The following is a 14,890-nucleotide window of genomic DNA, read 5'->3' as shown; positions in this document are numbered from 1 at the left end:
GAATATATGGCAAAAAAGCAATTCGATTTAATTGTATTTGACTGGGACGGAACCTTGATGGACAGCACCGCTGCCATCGTCAAGTGTATGCAGTCCGCAGCGAAAGACCTTGGTTTGCCTGTTCCAAAAGAAGATATTGCATCGTATGTCATTGGATTGGCCTTGCCTGAAGCAATACAGGTCGCCATGCCGGGCATAGATCCCAAACTGTATCCAAGAGTGATAGAGCGGTTCCGTCACCATTTTCTGACCAGAGATCACGAATTGCCTTTATTTAAAGGCGTCAGGGAAATGCTGGCTGAATTAGCGCAGGAAGGTTATTTCCTTGCGGTGGCAACCGGTGCCAGCAGGGTTGGCCTGAGCCGCGCTTTGCACACCGCCAAACTGACCTCAATATTTGATGCAACCCGTTGTTCCGATGAGACATTTTCCAAACCGCATCCCGCCATGTTGCAGGAATTGACGCGCGAACTGGGGCAGGATATGCGCCGCACTGTCATGATAGGTGACACCACCCACGACTTGCAGATGGCCAACAATGCCGGTGCTGCCGCGATCGCTGTTGAATATGGTGCTCACGACGTATTGGCCCTGAAAAACATGCAGCCTCTGTTTTCGGCAAAAGATGTGGCGCAGTTGCATGAATGGTTGCGTGAAAATGCCTGAAACACAAAAGGCAGATTAGAGGTAGAGATGACGGCAATTTCTGTATGTAAGTCAGATGAACTGATAGAAGGCGGCAAGGGCGTGCGCTTTCCTGTCACTGCGGGCAGTGACGATGCTGTCGGTTTTGTGATTCGCTATGATGGTGCAGTACATGGCTATTTGAACCGCTGCGCCCATGTGCCAGTGGAGCTGGACTGGAATCCGGGCGAATTCCTGGAGTCCAGCGGCCTATATATCATGTGCGCAACCCATGGCGCGATTTACCAGCCAGATACTGGCTATTGTACTGGCGGCCCTTGTCGCGGTGGTCGCCTGCGAAAAATTCATGTCAGTGAAGAAGAAGGGCAGATTTACTGGCATCCCGATGATTATATACAAGCTGTCATTGCCTGATTTCTGGAAAAATTATGAATGAGCAATTTCCGAGTTCGCCAGTGAGCGAAAGCGATAAAAAAGAAGCTGGCTGGGAACGACAGCTTTTAGAAAAACTGGCAACAGATTCCTTACGTGAACAGCGCCTGCGCCGACGCTGGAGTATCTTTTTCAGGTTCGCATTTCTGTCGGTAGTGATATTCGCATTTTACTATTTCAGCGATTATGCAACGGGTGAAATGGAAAATCTCGGACATCACACCGCGCTGATAGAAATAGACGGCACCATAGAGTCTGAAGGCTCGGGTAGCGCACACGCAGTGATACCGGCACTGAACCGGGCATTTGCTGATCCGGGTTCGGTGGCAGTTGTTATTCGTATCAATAGCCCCGGCGGCAGTCCCGTGCAGGCTGGCATGATCAATGATGAAATGGGCAGGTTGCGCAAAGAATATCCAGAGAAAAAACTGTATGTCGTGGTAGATGAGATTTGTGCCTCAGGCGGCTATTACATTGCCGTGGCTGCAGATAAGATTTTCGTCAATAAAGCCAGTGTGGTTGGTTCTATAGGCGTGCTCATGGATGGCTTTGGCTTTACCGGTCTGATGGACAAGTTGGGTGTTGAGCGCCGTCTCATGACAGCAGGTGAAAACAAGGGTTTCATGGACCCGTTTTCACCACAGACAGAAAAGCAAAAAGCGTTTTCACAAACCATGCTCAATGAAATCCATCAGCAATTCATCGATACCGTACGTGCTGGCCGCGGTCAGCGTTTGAAAGAAACGCCGGAAATGTTTTCTGGCTTATTCTGGATAGGCAGCAAAGCGGTACAAATGGGATTGGCAGATGATTTTGGCTCTGTGGATTCTGTGGCGCGCGATATCATCAAGGTAGAAAACATTGTTGATTACACCCAAAAAGAAGGTTTGCCTGAGCGTGTCCTGAAGAAATTTGGTGCTTCCATCGGTAGCAGTGCGGCAACTACCTTATTAAAGGGAAATACTCCCAGCATGCGCTAATTAGCTAATTTGTTTGGTTGATTTTGTTAATCCTGTTGGCTGCTTGCATAGTTATTTTTTTCTTCCACTCGTTATTGAGTTGGCATATATTAGGGGCGTAACTGGTTCAAAAGAAGGAGGTCGATATACAAAATATTTTTTGTATCCAAGGCGGAATGAATTTGAGCTCCGGTGTCTTGTGTGCCGGTTATTAATGAAGTGGATAGTCTACAATTTGTGAAGTGCCCATCCGTTTGAACGACGGACCTGAGGTTTCTAAGAACCCTCGCTAAGTTAGCAGCAATAATAGTAGCCACACAGCATCCATGAAGTAAAAAAAACGGTAGTGCAACGCTACCGTTTTTTTATGCGCATTTTCCTCTGGGATACTTGATTTGAGTCAAGTATCATTGCTTTTCCTCCTGTAATATCAAGGCAGTTTCATCCTTATACTCCTCTGAACAGTCATCATGGCATTTGTATTTTCATCTCTTTTTGAGACCATACTTTTCACCATAAAAGGAAGTGAGAAGATTGACTGTTTTCATTGCGGCGAAAAAATGCGCAAAAGCAATGCATTGACTACTCAGTTCGATGGCCGCGTGCAGCCAGTATGCTGCCATGGTTGCCTTGCGGTTTTACGTGCCGTGGAGCAAAACAAACTGGTGGATGAATATATGCAAAATAAGGTCGGCCAGGTCAGTGTCGGGTAAGTCTATGGCAAATTCAGGTAAGGCAGTGGCACCCCAGGACATTGCAGATCAACAGCCGCAGCTTGTCAGTGAGAAATTAAACCTCTCAGGCATGCGCTGTGCCGCCTGCGTGCAATTGATAGAATTTCGCATCAGGCAACTGTCAGGGGTCGCTTCTTTTAAAATCAATCCTGCAAGCCATCGTGCCGATATTTCCTGGGATAGCAATTTGCTGACGCTAAAACGTATCCTCGCTGCCATCAGCGATCTTGGATACGGTGCCTTACCTGCCAGTCAGTCTCCAGATGAACTAGAGCAAAAAGAAAACAAACGTGCCCTGTGGCGCCTGTTTATCGCCGGTTTTGCCATGATGCAGGTGATGATGTATGCCTTTCCTGCCTACATGGTGCCCGTGCCTCAGGTCGATGGTGACTTGACACCAGATGTCGATAAGCTGCTGAAGCTAGCCAGCATGATCATAGCGGTACCCGTGATCGGATTCTCTGCTTTGCCTTTCTTTTCTTCTGCCTGGCGCGATTTGAAAAATCGCCACATAGGTATGGATGTGCCAGTTTCCCTGGGGATACTTCTGACTTTCTTTGCCAGTATCTGGGCAACTTTTCATGGTGGCGCCGTGTATTTTGATTCGGCCATCATGTTTGTTTTTCTCTTGTTGGGGGCACGCCTGATTGAATCAAAAGTGCAGAAACGCACTACCGCTGCATTGCGGATTTTGACGCAATTGTCACCTGCAATGGCGCAGCGATTTCTGGCCTATCCGCAGCAAGCTCTTGAGACTGTCGATGTATCTGCCTTGCAGGCAGGTGATTATTTGATGGTCGCTGCTGGCGAACATATTCCAGCAGATGGCGTGGTGATCGCCGGTGACAGCAGTTGTGATGAGGCTTTGATGACGGGTGAGTCTTTGCCCGTCACTAAAACCAAGGGCAGCCATGTGCTGGCGGGCTCAGTGAATATTCACGGTGCTCTGGTGATGCAGGCAAAAGAAGTGGGTGGAGCGACGCAATTGTCGGCATTGATAGGCATGATGGAGTCTGCATCGCTGGAAAAACCGCCACTGGTTTTGCTGGCTGACAAACATGCCAGCCGCTTTTTGATCATCATTCTTTTGCTGGCGTTTGTCAGCGGCATAGTCTGGTGGCAGATAGATGCTGGCCGTGCCTTGTGGATAGCCATCAGCATCATCGTCGTGACCTGCCCCTGCGCCTTGTCTCTCGCAACGCCGGGTGTCATGTCTGCTGCCATCGGTATTCTGGCAAAAAATGGTGTATTGATGGCGAAATCAAAAGCCATACAAGCCATGGCGAATGCCACCCATATCGTCTTTGATAAAACTGGTACATTGACCATGGGCAAATTGCAGGTCATGGAAATGCTAAATACAGATGAAGAGGGCGGGAGCGTCGCAATTGCGATGGCGTTGTCCTGCCAGTCTGCGCATCCTGTAGCCCGGGCGATAGCTGACTACCTTGCGCAAAATGCCGTGCCTCAGGATATTGTTGACCTGGTCAACGTCAGGGAAGTCCCCGGTGGTGGCATAGAAGCTGAATTCGAAGATGAAGTATATCGCCTCGGTAGTGTGGAGTTTGCCAGCGGCGTACATGCTCATGATATCTGTGTTCCTGAGCGCTTTACCGGGCGCACGCTGAGCGTGCTGGCGAGCAGGCGTGGTAATCTCATCTGGTTTGCACTCGACGACATATTGCGTGAAGATGCGGCAGAAGCGATCAGGAACCTGAAAGGCAAGGGCAAGAAAATCATGCTCCTGTCTGGCGACAGGAAAGATGTGGTCAATAAAATTGCTAAGCAATGCGATATTCAGGATGCATACTCAGGACTGAGCCCTTCAGGCAAATATGAGATAGTACAAAAACTCCAGACCAATGGCGCTACAGTAGTCATGGTTGGCGATGGCATGAATGATGGCCCGGTGCTGGCGCTGGCAGACGTGTCGGTGGCAATGGGACAGGGCGCACCTATTTCCCAATCACGCAGTGATGTATTGCTGATGTCGAATCGTCTGCTGGACCTGGATTTTGGCATGACGGTGGCTGCCAAGTCTTATAGACTGATACGGGAAAATCTTGCCTGGGCTGTGTTTTATAATCTGTTGGCCATACCGGCGGCCATGTGCGGCTGGCTTGAACCCTGGCATGCAGCCCTGGGTATGTCGCTGAGTTCGCTGATCGTTGTGTTAAATGCGCTGCGTCTTTATTTATTGCCGCAACCCGTGTATCTGATGCAGGACTGATAAAAAGACTGACACAGGAAATTATGGATATACTTTATTTGCTGATACCATTGAGTCTGGTGCTGGTGTTCGCCATAGGTGCGGTATTCTGGTGGGCAGTCAATCACCGCCAATTCGATGGCCTGGAAGATGAAGGGCAAAGAATTGTCGATGACGTTGATGGCTGAACCTGCGGCTATGCTTAAACGCCATTCATGCCTGGGTTTGCCAGAGGCAATATCTGGTGTGCAGATTCAAGAAAATCTGATTCGTTTATATCGTTTTGAACAATGCGTCTTGCGTTAGCATATCCAGCAAAGTTTCTTGCAATTGACTTGCTATAGGCAGGGTCATAATGTTGTTCCAGCAGTTCTTTGACCAACTCAGTGAGTTTGCCGCATTCTGCCATTTGCCTCCAGCGGGAAATTTTTTCCTTGCCATGCAAAGGGGCCAGAAAGTCCAGTTGTTGCCCCAGGCTTTCTGCATTGCGTATGAAGTGCGCATATTCTTCCACCAATAGCCCTACACGTTTTTCCATGGGCAGGCAAAGTTGAACGCAGGGCGAGGCGCGCATGGCATGCATGAGGCTCTCCGGCACCCTGAGTCTGCCAATTTTCTTGCTTTCTGCTTCAACGAAAATCATTTTTTGCTGATCAAATCGTTGTAGCTGCTCAAAAATCAGGCTCTCGAATTTTTTTTGCGAAGCTTGTGCTTGCCCAGGGATGTCACCCAACACTGAGCCGCGATGATTGGCCAGTTGTTCCAGATCCAGTACTTGTGCACCCAGCCTGGTGAGGGTGTGCAGACAGCGGCTTTTACCGCTACCGGTTGGGCCGCATAAAACTTGCCAGTTGAATTGAGCGGGCATAGTGCTGATGCTTTGATTTACAAACTGCCGGTAGGCTTTGTAACCCCCATTTAGTTGTGTCACTGGCCAGCCGATTTTTGCAAAGATATGCGCCATGGAGCCACTGCGGTTGCCACCGCGCCAGCAATAAATCAATGGTTTCCAGTCGCGTGGTTTGTCCTGGAACAGGTTTTCTATGTGATGACCTATGTTTTTGGCTACCAGGGCCGCACCCAGGCGCTTGGCTTCGAATGAGCCGACTTGCTTGTACATGGTGCCAACAACTATGCGCTCTTCATTGTTGAGTGCCGGACAATTGATGGCGCCAGCAATATGGTCTTCGGCAAACTCAGCCGGGCTGCGGACGTCGATAATGGTGTCAAACTTTGACCTTTGCTGGAATACCTCTGGAAAATCCAGTAGTTCGGGATATTTCATGGTGTCATTTGCCGAGCAATGGCAGCAAATGCGGCCAGACATTATTGAGTATGGCCGGGTGTGCTTCTGCAATCGGGTGGATGCGGTCAGGCTGGAACAGGCTTTCTTTTTCTGCTATGCCTTCCAGCAGAAATGGGACTAAGGCAATCTTGTTGGCTTTCGCGAGTTTTCCATACATGAAAAAGAAGCGTTCAGAATAATCTGGCCCATAATTGGGCGGTATCCTCATTCCTGCCAACAAAACTTTACTATGCTGCGCCTTTACCATGTCTATCATGGCCTTGAAATTATCTTCAGAGGCCTTAAGTGATAGACCACGCAGGGCATCATTGCCACCAAGCTCGATGATAACGACATCTGGATGATGCTTTTCCAGCAGAGTGCCTAACCTGGCTTTGCCGCCACTGGTGGTGTCACCACTGATGCTGGCGTTGATGACTGTGGCAGGTATTTTTTTTTGCTGCAATCCTTGTTCCAGCAGTGTTACCCAGCCTTTGCCGCGTGCCAGGCCATATTCGGCTGATAAACTGTCGCCGAGCACGAGTATGGTTTTTGATGCAGAATAAGCAGGTAATGTAGTGAATGTGAATACAGTAAAGACGGCAAACATCACAAACATCAGGACTTGTTTCGATAGCCTGCTGACGTGACCTGACAATTGAGAAAATAGCATACGCAAAGACCTTATGGAATCAAACAAAGCGGCAATAGAAGTAAAGCACCTGAGCAAGCGCGTAGCGGACGCCATGGGCGAACTCAGTATCCTGAATGGTATAGATTTTACCGCGCAAGCCGGGCAGACGCTTGCAATTGTTGGCGCTTCTGGTTCCGGTAAATCGACCCTGCTGGGCATCCTGGCTGGTCTGGATACGCCAACAGAAGGCAAGGTCTTGCTAGATGGCGTGGATATTTTTGATTTGACCGAGGATGGCAGGGCACAATTTCGCAAGGAAAACCTGGGTTTTGTATTCCAGTCCTTTCAGTTATTGATGCACCTGAATGCGCTGGAAAATGTCATGCTGCCACTGGAATTGCGTGGTGACAAGCAGGCACGTGCCAAGGCAGAAAAAATGCTGGAGCATGTCGGACTCGGTTCCCGTCTCAGGCATTATCCCAAGTTTTTATCCGGTGGTGAACAGCAAAGGGTGGCACTGGCGCGCGCTTTCGTGACCGAGCCACCTTTACTGTTTGCTGATGAGCCTACCGGCAGTTTGGATGCTGCCACTGGCGAAGCGATTATCAACCTGATGTTTACGTTGAATCGTGAGCGTGGCTCAACCCTGGTGCTGGTCACGCATGATCTTTCGATTGCAGCGAGATGCGGCAGAGTCCTGACCATCAGTGCGGGTCATTTGCGCTCGGACACTTTAAACGCCTGATGGCTTAGGATTTATCTAAGCATTTATGTAAAGATTTATTTCAGGGTCCCATCCCAGCTATAAGTCTTGATGCTGCCATCGCTGTAAGCTGCGAGCCAGCCGCCTCGCTTGTCTTGGTCCTCACAATCCCAATCTGGCAATACATATCGGGTTTTTTCGCCGCTACTATGTATGGCTGGCCTGTGGGTGTGACCATGTATCATGGTGCTGGTACCTGTTTGCTGGAACAATGCTGCGATCGCATCTGCATTGACATCCATGATGGCGACAGATTTCTGTTTTTGTTCCATCTTGCTTTCGGTGCGTAAGCCTTCAATGATTTTTTTGCGCTGATCAAGCGGCATGGCCAGGAAAGTCTTTTGCCACTCCGCTTGCCGCACTTGCGCACGAAATTTCATGTAAGCGTGGTCATCTGTGCATTGTGCATCGCCATGAGCAATCACTACTTTTTTTCCAGTCAAATCAATGACAGTGGGGTCTTCCAATAGCACTGCACCTGTCGCTGCAGAAAAATCGTGACCTATCAAAAAGTCACGGTTACCTGCTATCCAGTACAGTTGTACGCCCTGATCATGGACTTTGCGCAGTGCATGGACTATGGATGCATTATAGGGATCGTCGATATTGTCGTCGCCCACCCAGTATTCAAACAAGTCACCCAGCAAATACAGGGCCTTGGCCTGCACCGCCTGTTTTTTAAGAAAACTCAGGAACGCCACTGTGGTGAGGGGCAGGGCAGGATTTAAGTGTGTGTCAGAAACAAAAAGCGCAACCAGTTCAGGTTGCGCTTTTGTCTGATTCGCGTTGTGGTCTGCGATCATGAAATAGGGTAGTGAGAGCGTAGGCGATTAAACGATCTGTGTTTTTTCGATCACGACGTTTTCTACCGGTACGTCCTGGAACATGCCAGTGCGTGTAGTTTTAACGCCTTTGATTTTATCAACAACATCTGTGCCTTCGACGACTTTGCCAAATACGCAGTAACCCCAGCCGTCCTGACCTGGATAATCAAGGAAGCTATTGTTAGCCGTGTTGATGAAGAACTGTGCAGAAGCTGAGTGCGGGTCGCCAGTACGTGCCATGGCCAATGCATAACGCTCGTTTTTCAAGCCATTCTTGGCTTCATTTTCGATAGGCGCATTGGTGGATTTTTGGTTCATGCCTGGCTCAAAACCGCCGCCTTGTATCATGAAACCGTCAATCACGCGATGGAAAATCGTGCCGTTGTAGTGACCAGATTCAACATAGGCCAGGAAATTGGCAACAGTTTTTGGAGCTTTTTCTTCGTTCAGTTCAATCTTGATGTCACCGAAGTTGGTGGTCAGAATAACGGCCATGATAGTCCTTCATTTTAAAAAGTTTAATGATTTGCTTATTTTAACAAGGTAGCGGATTGGATGATAACTGGTTTGTTTGGTACATTTTGCATCATTTTAGCTTCACCAGTTTCTACCACTTTGATTTTTTCTACGACTTCCATGCCCTTGATGACTTTGCCAAAGGGCGTATAGCCAGCAGTCATTGCCAGTGCGCGGGCGCGTCTCTCAGTGACGGTATTGCCACGGTACTGGAACTCGACCGGATCACCTTCTGGCAACACCTGGTGATTCAGGAAGTCATTATCTTTAACATTGATAAAAAACTGCGCACTGGCAGAGTTAGGGTCTTGCGTACGGGCCATGGCAACTACACCCAGATCATTTTTCAAGCCATGTTCCAATGCTTCGCGTGCTTCCAGCGGTACCGGTTTATTTGTCGGCTTCTCTTTCATGTCCTTGTCGTAACCGCCGCCCTGTATCATGAAGTTATCAATGACGCGATGAAAAATCGTCCCTTTGTAATGACCACTTTTGACATATTTCAAGAAGTTATCTACAGTCTTCGGGGCAGCTTCCGGATAAAGCTCAATAACGATTTCACCCATATTGGTTTTCAGGGAAACTTTAGGTTGCCCTTCGGCAAAACTAAAAGCGCTCGCCATCATCAGGCAGGTGCCCAGCAATACACTGCTCAATCCGGATTTTGAAATTTTCATATTCAGCATACGTTATAGGTTGATGAATTAAATAGTAGCAAATAGGTCAAATCGACAAGGCTCACACCGTTGTTTCGTAAATTATGCGCCATCTGGCAGCTTCTTTCATCCAGTACTGACGCTTACGAACAGCCGCTTTGCTTTTCCCATTGCTGGTTTCCTGGGTAAAGGTGCTGACTATCAGCTCATCTTTGCCGGGATAGCGGAAATGGGTGACGTCTTTTAATTTAATAGCAGGATTATGCCAGTTATCCCAGCTTTGCTGCTGTTTGGGAAACCAGGTATTCAGATTATCGCCCTGAGTGGTTTTGAAATTGCGTGAATAGTTTGTCAGAATGCGGTTGGCATTCTGGCTTTGCATGTCCAGGCGCCAGTCATCCAGCAGTTTTTCGGCAAAGTTTCTGTCCAATATCCATTTATTGCGGCTGACAAATTCTACTTGCTCACTGATGATGACGGGTGTTTTACCTATATCGACCATGGACGAGATTTTTAAAAAATCCGGATTCGTCAACACCACACAGCCATCAGAGGCCAGAGGAGGCCGGCTGAAGCTTTCAGGCGGCATGCCATGCAACCAGATGCCGGAGCCATTGCGACCATTGAATTTGTCCCATTCATTTGGATAATTCAAGGGCAGAGCGCCGGGGCCATAAAAGCTCGGCAGTTTGGTGCCAGCCAGGCGGCTGGTGATGTAATAAACGCCTATAGGTGTTTTTTGATCACCTTCCTTGAGCTTGTTGATGCCAAATTTCCCCTGGCTGATGTAGAAGTCATTGATCAGGCGTGGCTGCCCTGCGGCATTCTCATATACATATAAACGGGACTTTTTTGCATCGACGACGATGGCCTGTTTCTGGTCGTCCCGCAGTTGCAGGATGGCTCTGGGGATCAGGTCGGGAGCGGGGCGTTCGCGGTAAGAGCGTATGCGCGCCGCAGCCTCATCTCTCAAGTCTTTCAGTTTATCAGGCTGGGTCAGGGCACCGACACCAAAACTGCGTACCGGGCGGGTGTGCATCAGCAGCAGGTCGCCCTGTATCAGGTGTGCCAGCTGGAAGTGTGGGTAGGCTTCTACCAGCGCATCAATCTTGGTTTGCGCCTGTTGCAGATTATTTGCCGCCAGGTTTTTGTAAACCTCGATTAACAGGGCGTCTGGATCAGGGGCATTCGGATTAATCTCGGCCGGAGCAACTTTATTGGGGCGTGACTTGGCCATGACTTGCAGCGGCGTAACCATGTACGCCAGGCATGTCAGTGCAAGAACAGCAAAAATGCGTGATTTTCCGGCTGAGCATGTGGCCGGAACATCAGAATTGACAGCGAAAAACATTAGCTACCCGCACGCTCCTGTTTGATCTGCCACTTGCCATCCTGCTTCACCATGTGCAAGGTTTTGCGGCTGTTGGCAGTCAACTGGTCAGAAGTATATATCTGGCGGAACTTGACTGTCGCGGTATTGCCATCGACATCGATCTTGGTCGATTCAATTTTGACATTGATACGGCCTTTGCCTTCTATCCTGTTGCGGCGTTCTTCTGCCCAGGCTTTATAGGATTCGCCCTTGGGTGTCTGGAAGTCTTTTGCATAATGCCCCAGATAGGCATTGGTGTCTTTGCTGCTCCAGGCCTTGGCCCAGTTTTCTACCGCTTTGAGCACATCGTCTTCTGACTTGTCGCCAGAAGCTGTGGTCGCAGGTGCCGGTTTGGATTTTGGTTCTGGTTTGGCTGTTTCTGCTTCGGGTTTTGCAGCCGCAACTGTGGCAGCGCTGGTCTTGGCCTGGGTGGCTGTGCTGGCAGCAGCCTGGGATGCCATGGCAGTTTTAGGATTGGTGCCACCGGTAGTATTGCCCACCAGATTTTTGACCAGGGTCAGTTTTAACTTGGCAGTATTATTGCCGGCATCAAGTTGCAGGGCCTTGTCATAGGCCTGGCTCGCCAGTTTTGCGTACACATCACCTAGGTTTTCGTGGGCAGTACCATAAGTCGGGTTGGTCCTGATGGCCATTTCAAGGGCCGCGCGGGCCTTGTCATATTGACCTGACGAGGCATACAGGACGGCCAGGTTGTTGTAAGGCTCGGGCAATTCCGGGTAATCGTCAGTCAATTTTGAGAAAACGGTGATGGCTTCAGCGGATTTATTCTGTTCTGTCAGTATCAATCCCTTCAGAAAACGCATTTGCGCGTCCTTGGGGCGTTGCGCCAGGGCAGCCTCGACTTTTTGCAAGGCCTCGCTTACCTGACCAGATCTGAGTAATTTGCCAACGTCGGCAGCATCATCTGCCCTGACATGCGCGGACATCAACAGCAATGACAGGCTGGATAGGGTAAGAACATTCTTTAAAATCTGGCGCATGGTGTTCGGTCTTGGATTTATAGGAGTTTGGCAGAACATGTAAGCTGCAATGGTATACTGACTTTTAAGCAAAGCGCCATCTTATCAAATAAGTTGCTGGCTATGGGTGTTTGACAATTACTTTGACAAGGAAGCAGCACTTTGGTCCCTCTTTATTTTCCGGATGCATCAGATTCTATGGTTTTCTGCTTGTTGCAGGGCGAATGTTGCCAATGAATTTAACTGATTCAGGCGTTTTTTAAGAGGGTTTTTGGCAGCCTTTGCCCGGACAAAAAGTGCTGAACACTGGACAGCAAGACCAGTTTTGATATCTAATCTGCTCCGTCAGGACAATATGTCCAATATGCAGGCTTATGAATTTTGCAAAAAATCATTTAAATGGTTCTTTTGTACGCTTGGCAAAGCGACACTTTATTCAATTAAACATTGCGCCCGCGCCAGAATGAAATTGGATTTTTTTATCAACTCGTGTGATGTTAAGGAGGCACGATGACTAAAACGACATTTTTAAATTTTGAACAATCAATTGCAGAACTGGAAACAAAAATAGAAGAGCTGCGTTTTGTTCAGGATGATTCCGCAGTCGATATTTCTGAAGAAATAGACAGACTGTCGAAGAAAAGCCAGATGTTGACGAAGGATATTTACGCCAAGTTGACCCCATGGCAAGTGTCGCAGATTTCCCGCCATCCCCAGCGTCCATATACCATGGACTACATCAACCAGATGTTTACGGACTTCCACGAGTTGCATGGCGACCGCAGCTTTTCTGATGACCAGTCCATCGTTGGCGGTCTGGCCAGGTTTAATGGTCAGGCATGTATGGTTATGGGCCATCAAAAAGGTCGTGACACCAAAGAGCGCGCCCTGCGCAATTTTGGTATGCCCAAGCCCGAAGGCTATCGCAAGGCCATGCGCCTGATGAAGTTGGCTGAGAAATTTGATATCCCAGTGTTCACGTTTGTAGATACTACAGGTGCCTGGCCAGGTATAGATGCAGAAGAGCGCGGCCAGTCAGAGGCTATCGGCCACAACCTGTATGTTATGGCAGAGCTTAAAGTGCCACTGATTACGACGATTATTGGTGAGGGTGGTTCTGGTGGTGCGCTGGCGCTGGCAGTTGGCGATGCCGTTTTGATGTTGCAATATGCGACTTACTCCGTCATTTCCCCTGAAGGTTGTGCCTCCATCCTGTGGAAGACATCTGACCGTGCCTCTGATGCTGCCGAAGCATTGGGCTTGACTGCCCACAGGCTCAAAGCCATGGGCCTGATAGACAAGATCATCAATGAACCTCTGGGTGGAGCCCACAGGGATCCAAAACAAATGTGTGCACTGGTAAAACGTGCTTTGGCTGATACCCTGCGTCAGTTCCAGGGCGTCAAAACCAAGGACTTGCTGGCAGCACGTCATGAAAAATTAATGAGCTATGGCAAGTTTAAGGAAACGAAACTTGCTGAATGAGGCCAGATCAACATTGCTCCAGTCTTGAGCAAACATTCTCAAAGAAACTCGATGCCATTATTGCTGATTGCTGTGAAGGAAATCTGCAAAATGGCCTCGCTGTAGGCTATAGCGGCGGTCTGGATTCTACGGTCTTGCTTGACCTGGCAATCAATTATTGCCGTCGTGCCAAAATCTCACTGCATGCTTTTCACATCCATCATGGTTTGAGCCCGAATGCAGATGCCTGGCTAGATCATTGCCGGGCTATATGCGTTTCAGGTGAAGTCGGCTTTCATGCTCAACGTATTCAGGTTGCCCGCGACAGCGGTGATGGTGTCGAGGCTTCTGCTCGCAAGGGGCGCTATGAAGCTTTGGGGCGAATGGCGAAAGATACAGGCATCCCCTTGATTCTGGCAGCCCATCATCAGGATGATCAGGCAGAAACCCTGTTGTTGCAATTGCTGCGTGGCAGCGGAGTGGCCGGCATGTCAGGCATGGATGCTTGTCATCGTGCGCCTAATCTGTTTGGTCATGACCAGGTCATGCTGGGGCGGCCATTGTTGTCTGAAAAGCGGGCAACGCTGGAGGCCTATGCAAGTCAGCGAGGCCTGCGTTATATAGAAGATGAATCAAATACTGACCAGCGCTATCTGCGCAATGCCATACGCCATAGCGTCATGCCGGTACTTGACACCCTGTCACCGGGTTACTCGGAACGGATAGCCCGTTCGGCTACGCATTTTCAGGCTGCGCAAGATTTGATGCTTGAAGTCGCTCAGCAGGATTTCGCCAGTTGCTCTACTGATGCTGGACTGGGCATTGCTGCCATGCGTGCGTTGAGTCCTGCGCGCAGGGATAATTTGTTCCGTTACTGGTTTTCAAGGGCTGGCGTACGCATGCCTACGACTTCACGTCTGAAGGAAATGCAAAGCCAGCTATTTGAGGGGCGTGAAGATGCGCGTATTACGGTACACCATGATACTGTCGCCATACATCGCTATAAAAGCATCGTCTATTTGTCTGCGCAAAATACGAGAGTGTCAGAGCAAGACCAGTTGCGGGAGTTTGTCTGGGAAGGGCAGGATCATATTCATTTCCCAGCGTTTGCTGGCCGCCTGTATTTTGATGCGGCTGAGTATGGGCTGGATGCCTCCTGGTTAAAGCAGCAGTCGCTGACCATGCATTTGCGCAGGGGAGGAGAGCGCCTTAAACTTGCCGAAAACCGGCCTACCCGCGACATGAAGAGCCATTATCAGTCCTTGCAGATACCTTTCTGGCAAAGGGAGCGCCTGCCTTATGTTTCTGTTGGCCGCGATTTATTATTTGCCGCCGGAGTTGGTATGCAGAGTCGGTTTTGCCAGGATGGCTTGGCCGCCTGCATTTCCTTGCGCTGGGTTTTTGATTAAATTAAGTG

Annotated in this window: 16 protein-coding genes; 9 read left to right on the top strand and 7 right to left on the bottom strand. The window is 49.2% G+C overall.

Annotated elements, in window-relative coordinates; genetic code table 11:
* Positions 1-6: 6 nt before the first annotated feature.
* The 6 genes from UNDKW_RS13920 (at position 7) to ccoS (ending at position 5,167) form a co-directional block, all read left to right on the top strand.
* The gene (locus UNDKW_RS13920; protein WP_162041629.1) at positions 7-666 is read left to right on the top strand and encodes an HAD-IIIA family hydrolase; all 660 of its coding nucleotides are present in this window, start codon (positions 7-9) and stop codon (positions 664-666) included.
* Between the two features lie 27 nt (positions 667-693).
* Entirely contained in the window at positions 694-1,059 is a 366-nt protein-coding gene (locus UNDKW_RS13915) for a Rieske (2Fe-2S) protein (protein ID WP_162041628.1), read from the top strand.
* Complete coding sequence (locus tag UNDKW_RS13910) at positions 1,059-2,057, top strand: S49 family peptidase (protein ID WP_370529134.1); 999 nt, start codon at positions 1,059-1,061, stop codon at positions 2,055-2,057. Before UNDKW_RS13915 ends, UNDKW_RS13910 begins: the two co-directional genes overlap by 1 nt.
* 449 nt (positions 2,058-2,506) lie before the next feature.
* A complete protein-coding gene (locus UNDKW_RS13905) occupies positions 2,507-2,749 on the top strand; it encodes a heavy metal translocating P-type ATPase metal-binding domain-containing protein (RefSeq protein WP_162059171.1) in 243 nt (80 codons plus the stop codon).
* A gap of 4 nt (positions 2,750-2,753) precedes the next feature.
* Positions 2,754-5,000, top strand: a complete 2,247-nt coding sequence (locus UNDKW_RS13900; RefSeq protein WP_162059170.1) for a cation-translocating P-type ATPase — start codon at positions 2,754-2,756, stop codon at positions 4,998-5,000.
* 23 nt (positions 5,001-5,023) lie between these two features.
* Complete coding sequence (ccoS, locus tag UNDKW_RS13895; RefSeq protein ID WP_162041624.1) at positions 5,024-5,167, top strand: cbb3-type cytochrome oxidase assembly protein CcoS; 144 nt, start codon at positions 5,024-5,026, stop codon at positions 5,165-5,167.
* Positions 5,168-5,181: 14 nt separating this feature from the next.
* Here the strand turns inward: ccoS and mnmH are convergent, their stop codons facing one another.
* Positions 5,182-6,264, bottom strand: coding sequence for a tRNA 2-selenouridine(34) synthase MnmH (gene mnmH, locus UNDKW_RS13890; protein WP_162059169.1), 1,083 nt, complete (start codon positions 6,262-6,264; stop codon positions 5,182-5,184).
* Between the two features lie 4 nt (positions 6,265-6,268).
* Positions 6,269-6,883, bottom strand: coding sequence for an arylesterase (locus UNDKW_RS13885; protein WP_162061934.1), 615 nt, complete (start codon positions 6,881-6,883; stop codon positions 6,269-6,271).
* A 67-nt stretch (positions 6,884-6,950) separates the two neighbouring features.
* Between UNDKW_RS13885 and UNDKW_RS13880 the strand changes: the two genes are divergently transcribed.
* On the top strand, positions 6,951-7,643 hold the full coding sequence (locus tag UNDKW_RS13880) for an ABC transporter ATP-binding protein (protein ID WP_162059168.1): 693 nt from the start codon (positions 6,951-6,953) through the stop codon (positions 7,641-7,643).
* A 35-nt stretch (positions 7,644-7,678) separates the two neighbouring features.
* Here the strand turns inward: UNDKW_RS13880 and UNDKW_RS13875 are convergent, their stop codons facing one another.
* The 5 genes from UNDKW_RS13875 to UNDKW_RS13855 all read right to left on the bottom strand — a co-directional run bounded on the left by UNDKW_RS13875 (position 7,679) and on the right by UNDKW_RS13855 (position 12,030).
* Positions 7,679-8,464, bottom strand: coding sequence for a UDP-2,3-diacylglucosamine diphosphatase (locus UNDKW_RS13875; protein WP_162059167.1), 786 nt, complete (start codon positions 8,462-8,464; stop codon positions 7,679-7,681).
* Positions 8,465-8,491: 27 nt separating this feature from the next.
* Complete coding sequence (locus tag UNDKW_RS13870) at positions 8,492-8,980, bottom strand: peptidylprolyl isomerase (protein WP_162041620.1); 489 nt, start codon at positions 8,978-8,980, stop codon at positions 8,492-8,494.
* Positions 8,981-9,015: 35 nt separating this feature from the next.
* Positions 9,016-9,687 (bottom strand): peptidylprolyl isomerase, encoded by a 672-nt coding sequence (locus UNDKW_RS13865; protein WP_162041619.1) that lies wholly within the window; start codon positions 9,685-9,687, stop codon positions 9,016-9,018.
* Positions 9,688-9,739: 52 nt separating this feature from the next.
* On the bottom strand, positions 9,740-10,915 hold the full coding sequence (locus UNDKW_RS13860; RefSeq protein WP_162059166.1) for a murein L,D-transpeptidase family protein: 1,176 nt from the start codon (positions 10,913-10,915) through the stop codon (positions 9,740-9,742).
* Between the two features lie 92 nt (positions 10,916-11,007).
* Complete coding sequence (locus UNDKW_RS13855) at positions 11,008-12,030, bottom strand: tetratricopeptide repeat protein (RefSeq protein WP_162059165.1); 1,023 nt, start codon at positions 12,028-12,030, stop codon at positions 11,008-11,010.
* 489 nt (positions 12,031-12,519) lie between these two features.
* On the opposite strand from UNDKW_RS13855, the gene UNDKW_RS13850 reads away from it, so the two are divergent.
* A complete protein-coding gene (locus tag UNDKW_RS13850; protein WP_162041616.1) occupies positions 12,520-13,494 on the top strand; it encodes an acetyl-CoA carboxylase carboxyltransferase subunit alpha in 975 nt (324 codons plus the stop codon).
* Positions 13,491-14,882 carry a tRNA lysidine(34) synthetase TilS gene (gene tilS, locus UNDKW_RS13845; protein ID WP_162059164.1) on the top strand — a complete coding sequence of 464 codons (1,392 nt, stop codon included), beginning with the start codon at positions 13,491-13,493 and terminating at the stop codon, positions 14,880-14,882. Before UNDKW_RS13850 ends, tilS begins: the two co-directional genes overlap by 4 nt.
* Positions 14,883-14,890 lie beyond the last annotated feature (8 nt).

Origin of the sequence: Undibacterium sp. KW1, from assembly GCF_009937955.1 — a bacterium.
Taxonomy (GTDB): Bacteria; Pseudomonadota; Gammaproteobacteria; order Burkholderiales; family Burkholderiaceae_D; genus Undibacterium.
This window is presented reverse-complemented; position numbering and strand designations above follow the sequence as displayed.

Coding starts and splice junctions, on each gene's coding strand:
- UNDKW_RS13920 (WP_162041629.1), top strand. CDS start 7: ATGGCAAAAAAGCAATTCGATTTAATTGTATTTGACTGGGACGGAACC.
- UNDKW_RS13915 (WP_162041628.1), top strand. CDS start 694: ATGACGGCAATTTCTGTATGTAAGTCAGATGAACTGATAGAAGGCGGC.
- UNDKW_RS13905 (WP_162059171.1), top strand. CDS start 2,507: ATGGCATTTGTATTTTCATCTCTTTTTGAGACCATACTTTTCACCATA.
- UNDKW_RS13900 (WP_162059170.1), top strand. CDS start 2,754: ATGGCAAATTCAGGTAAGGCAGTGGCACCCCAGGACATTGCAGATCAA.
- ccoS (WP_162041624.1), top strand. CDS start 5,024: ATGGATATACTTTATTTGCTGATACCATTGAGTCTGGTGCTGGTGTTC.
- mnmH (WP_162059169.1), bottom strand. CDS start 6,264: ATGAAATATCCCGAACTACTGGATTTTCCAGAGGTATTCCAGCAAAGG.
- UNDKW_RS13885 (WP_162061934.1), bottom strand. CDS start 6,883: ATGTTTGTGATGTTTGCCGTCTTTACTGTATTCACATTCACTACATTA.
- UNDKW_RS13880 (WP_162059168.1), top strand. CDS start 6,951: ATGGAATCAAACAAAGCGGCAATAGAAGTAAAGCACCTGAGCAAGCGC.
- UNDKW_RS13875 (WP_162059167.1), bottom strand. CDS start 8,464: ATGATCGCAGACCACAACGCGAATCAGACAAAAGCGCAACCTGAACTG.
- UNDKW_RS13870 (WP_162041620.1), bottom strand. CDS start 8,980: ATGGCCGTTATTCTGACCACCAACTTCGGTGACATCAAGATTGAACTG.
- UNDKW_RS13865 (WP_162041619.1), bottom strand. CDS start 9,687: ATGCTGAATATGAAAATTTCAAAATCCGGATTGAGCAGTGTATTGCTG.
- UNDKW_RS13860 (WP_162059166.1), bottom strand. CDS start 10,915: ATGGTTACGCCGCTGCAAGTCATGGCCAAGTCACGCCCCAATAAAGTT.
- UNDKW_RS13855 (WP_162059165.1), bottom strand. CDS start 12,030: ATGCGCCAGATTTTAAAGAATGTTCTTACCCTATCCAGCCTGTCATTG.
- UNDKW_RS13850 (WP_162041616.1), top strand. CDS start 12,520: ATGACTAAAACGACATTTTTAAATTTTGAACAATCAATTGCAGAACTG.
- tilS (WP_162059164.1), top strand. CDS start 13,491: ATGAGGCCAGATCAACATTGCTCCAGTCTTGAGCAAACATTCTCAAAG.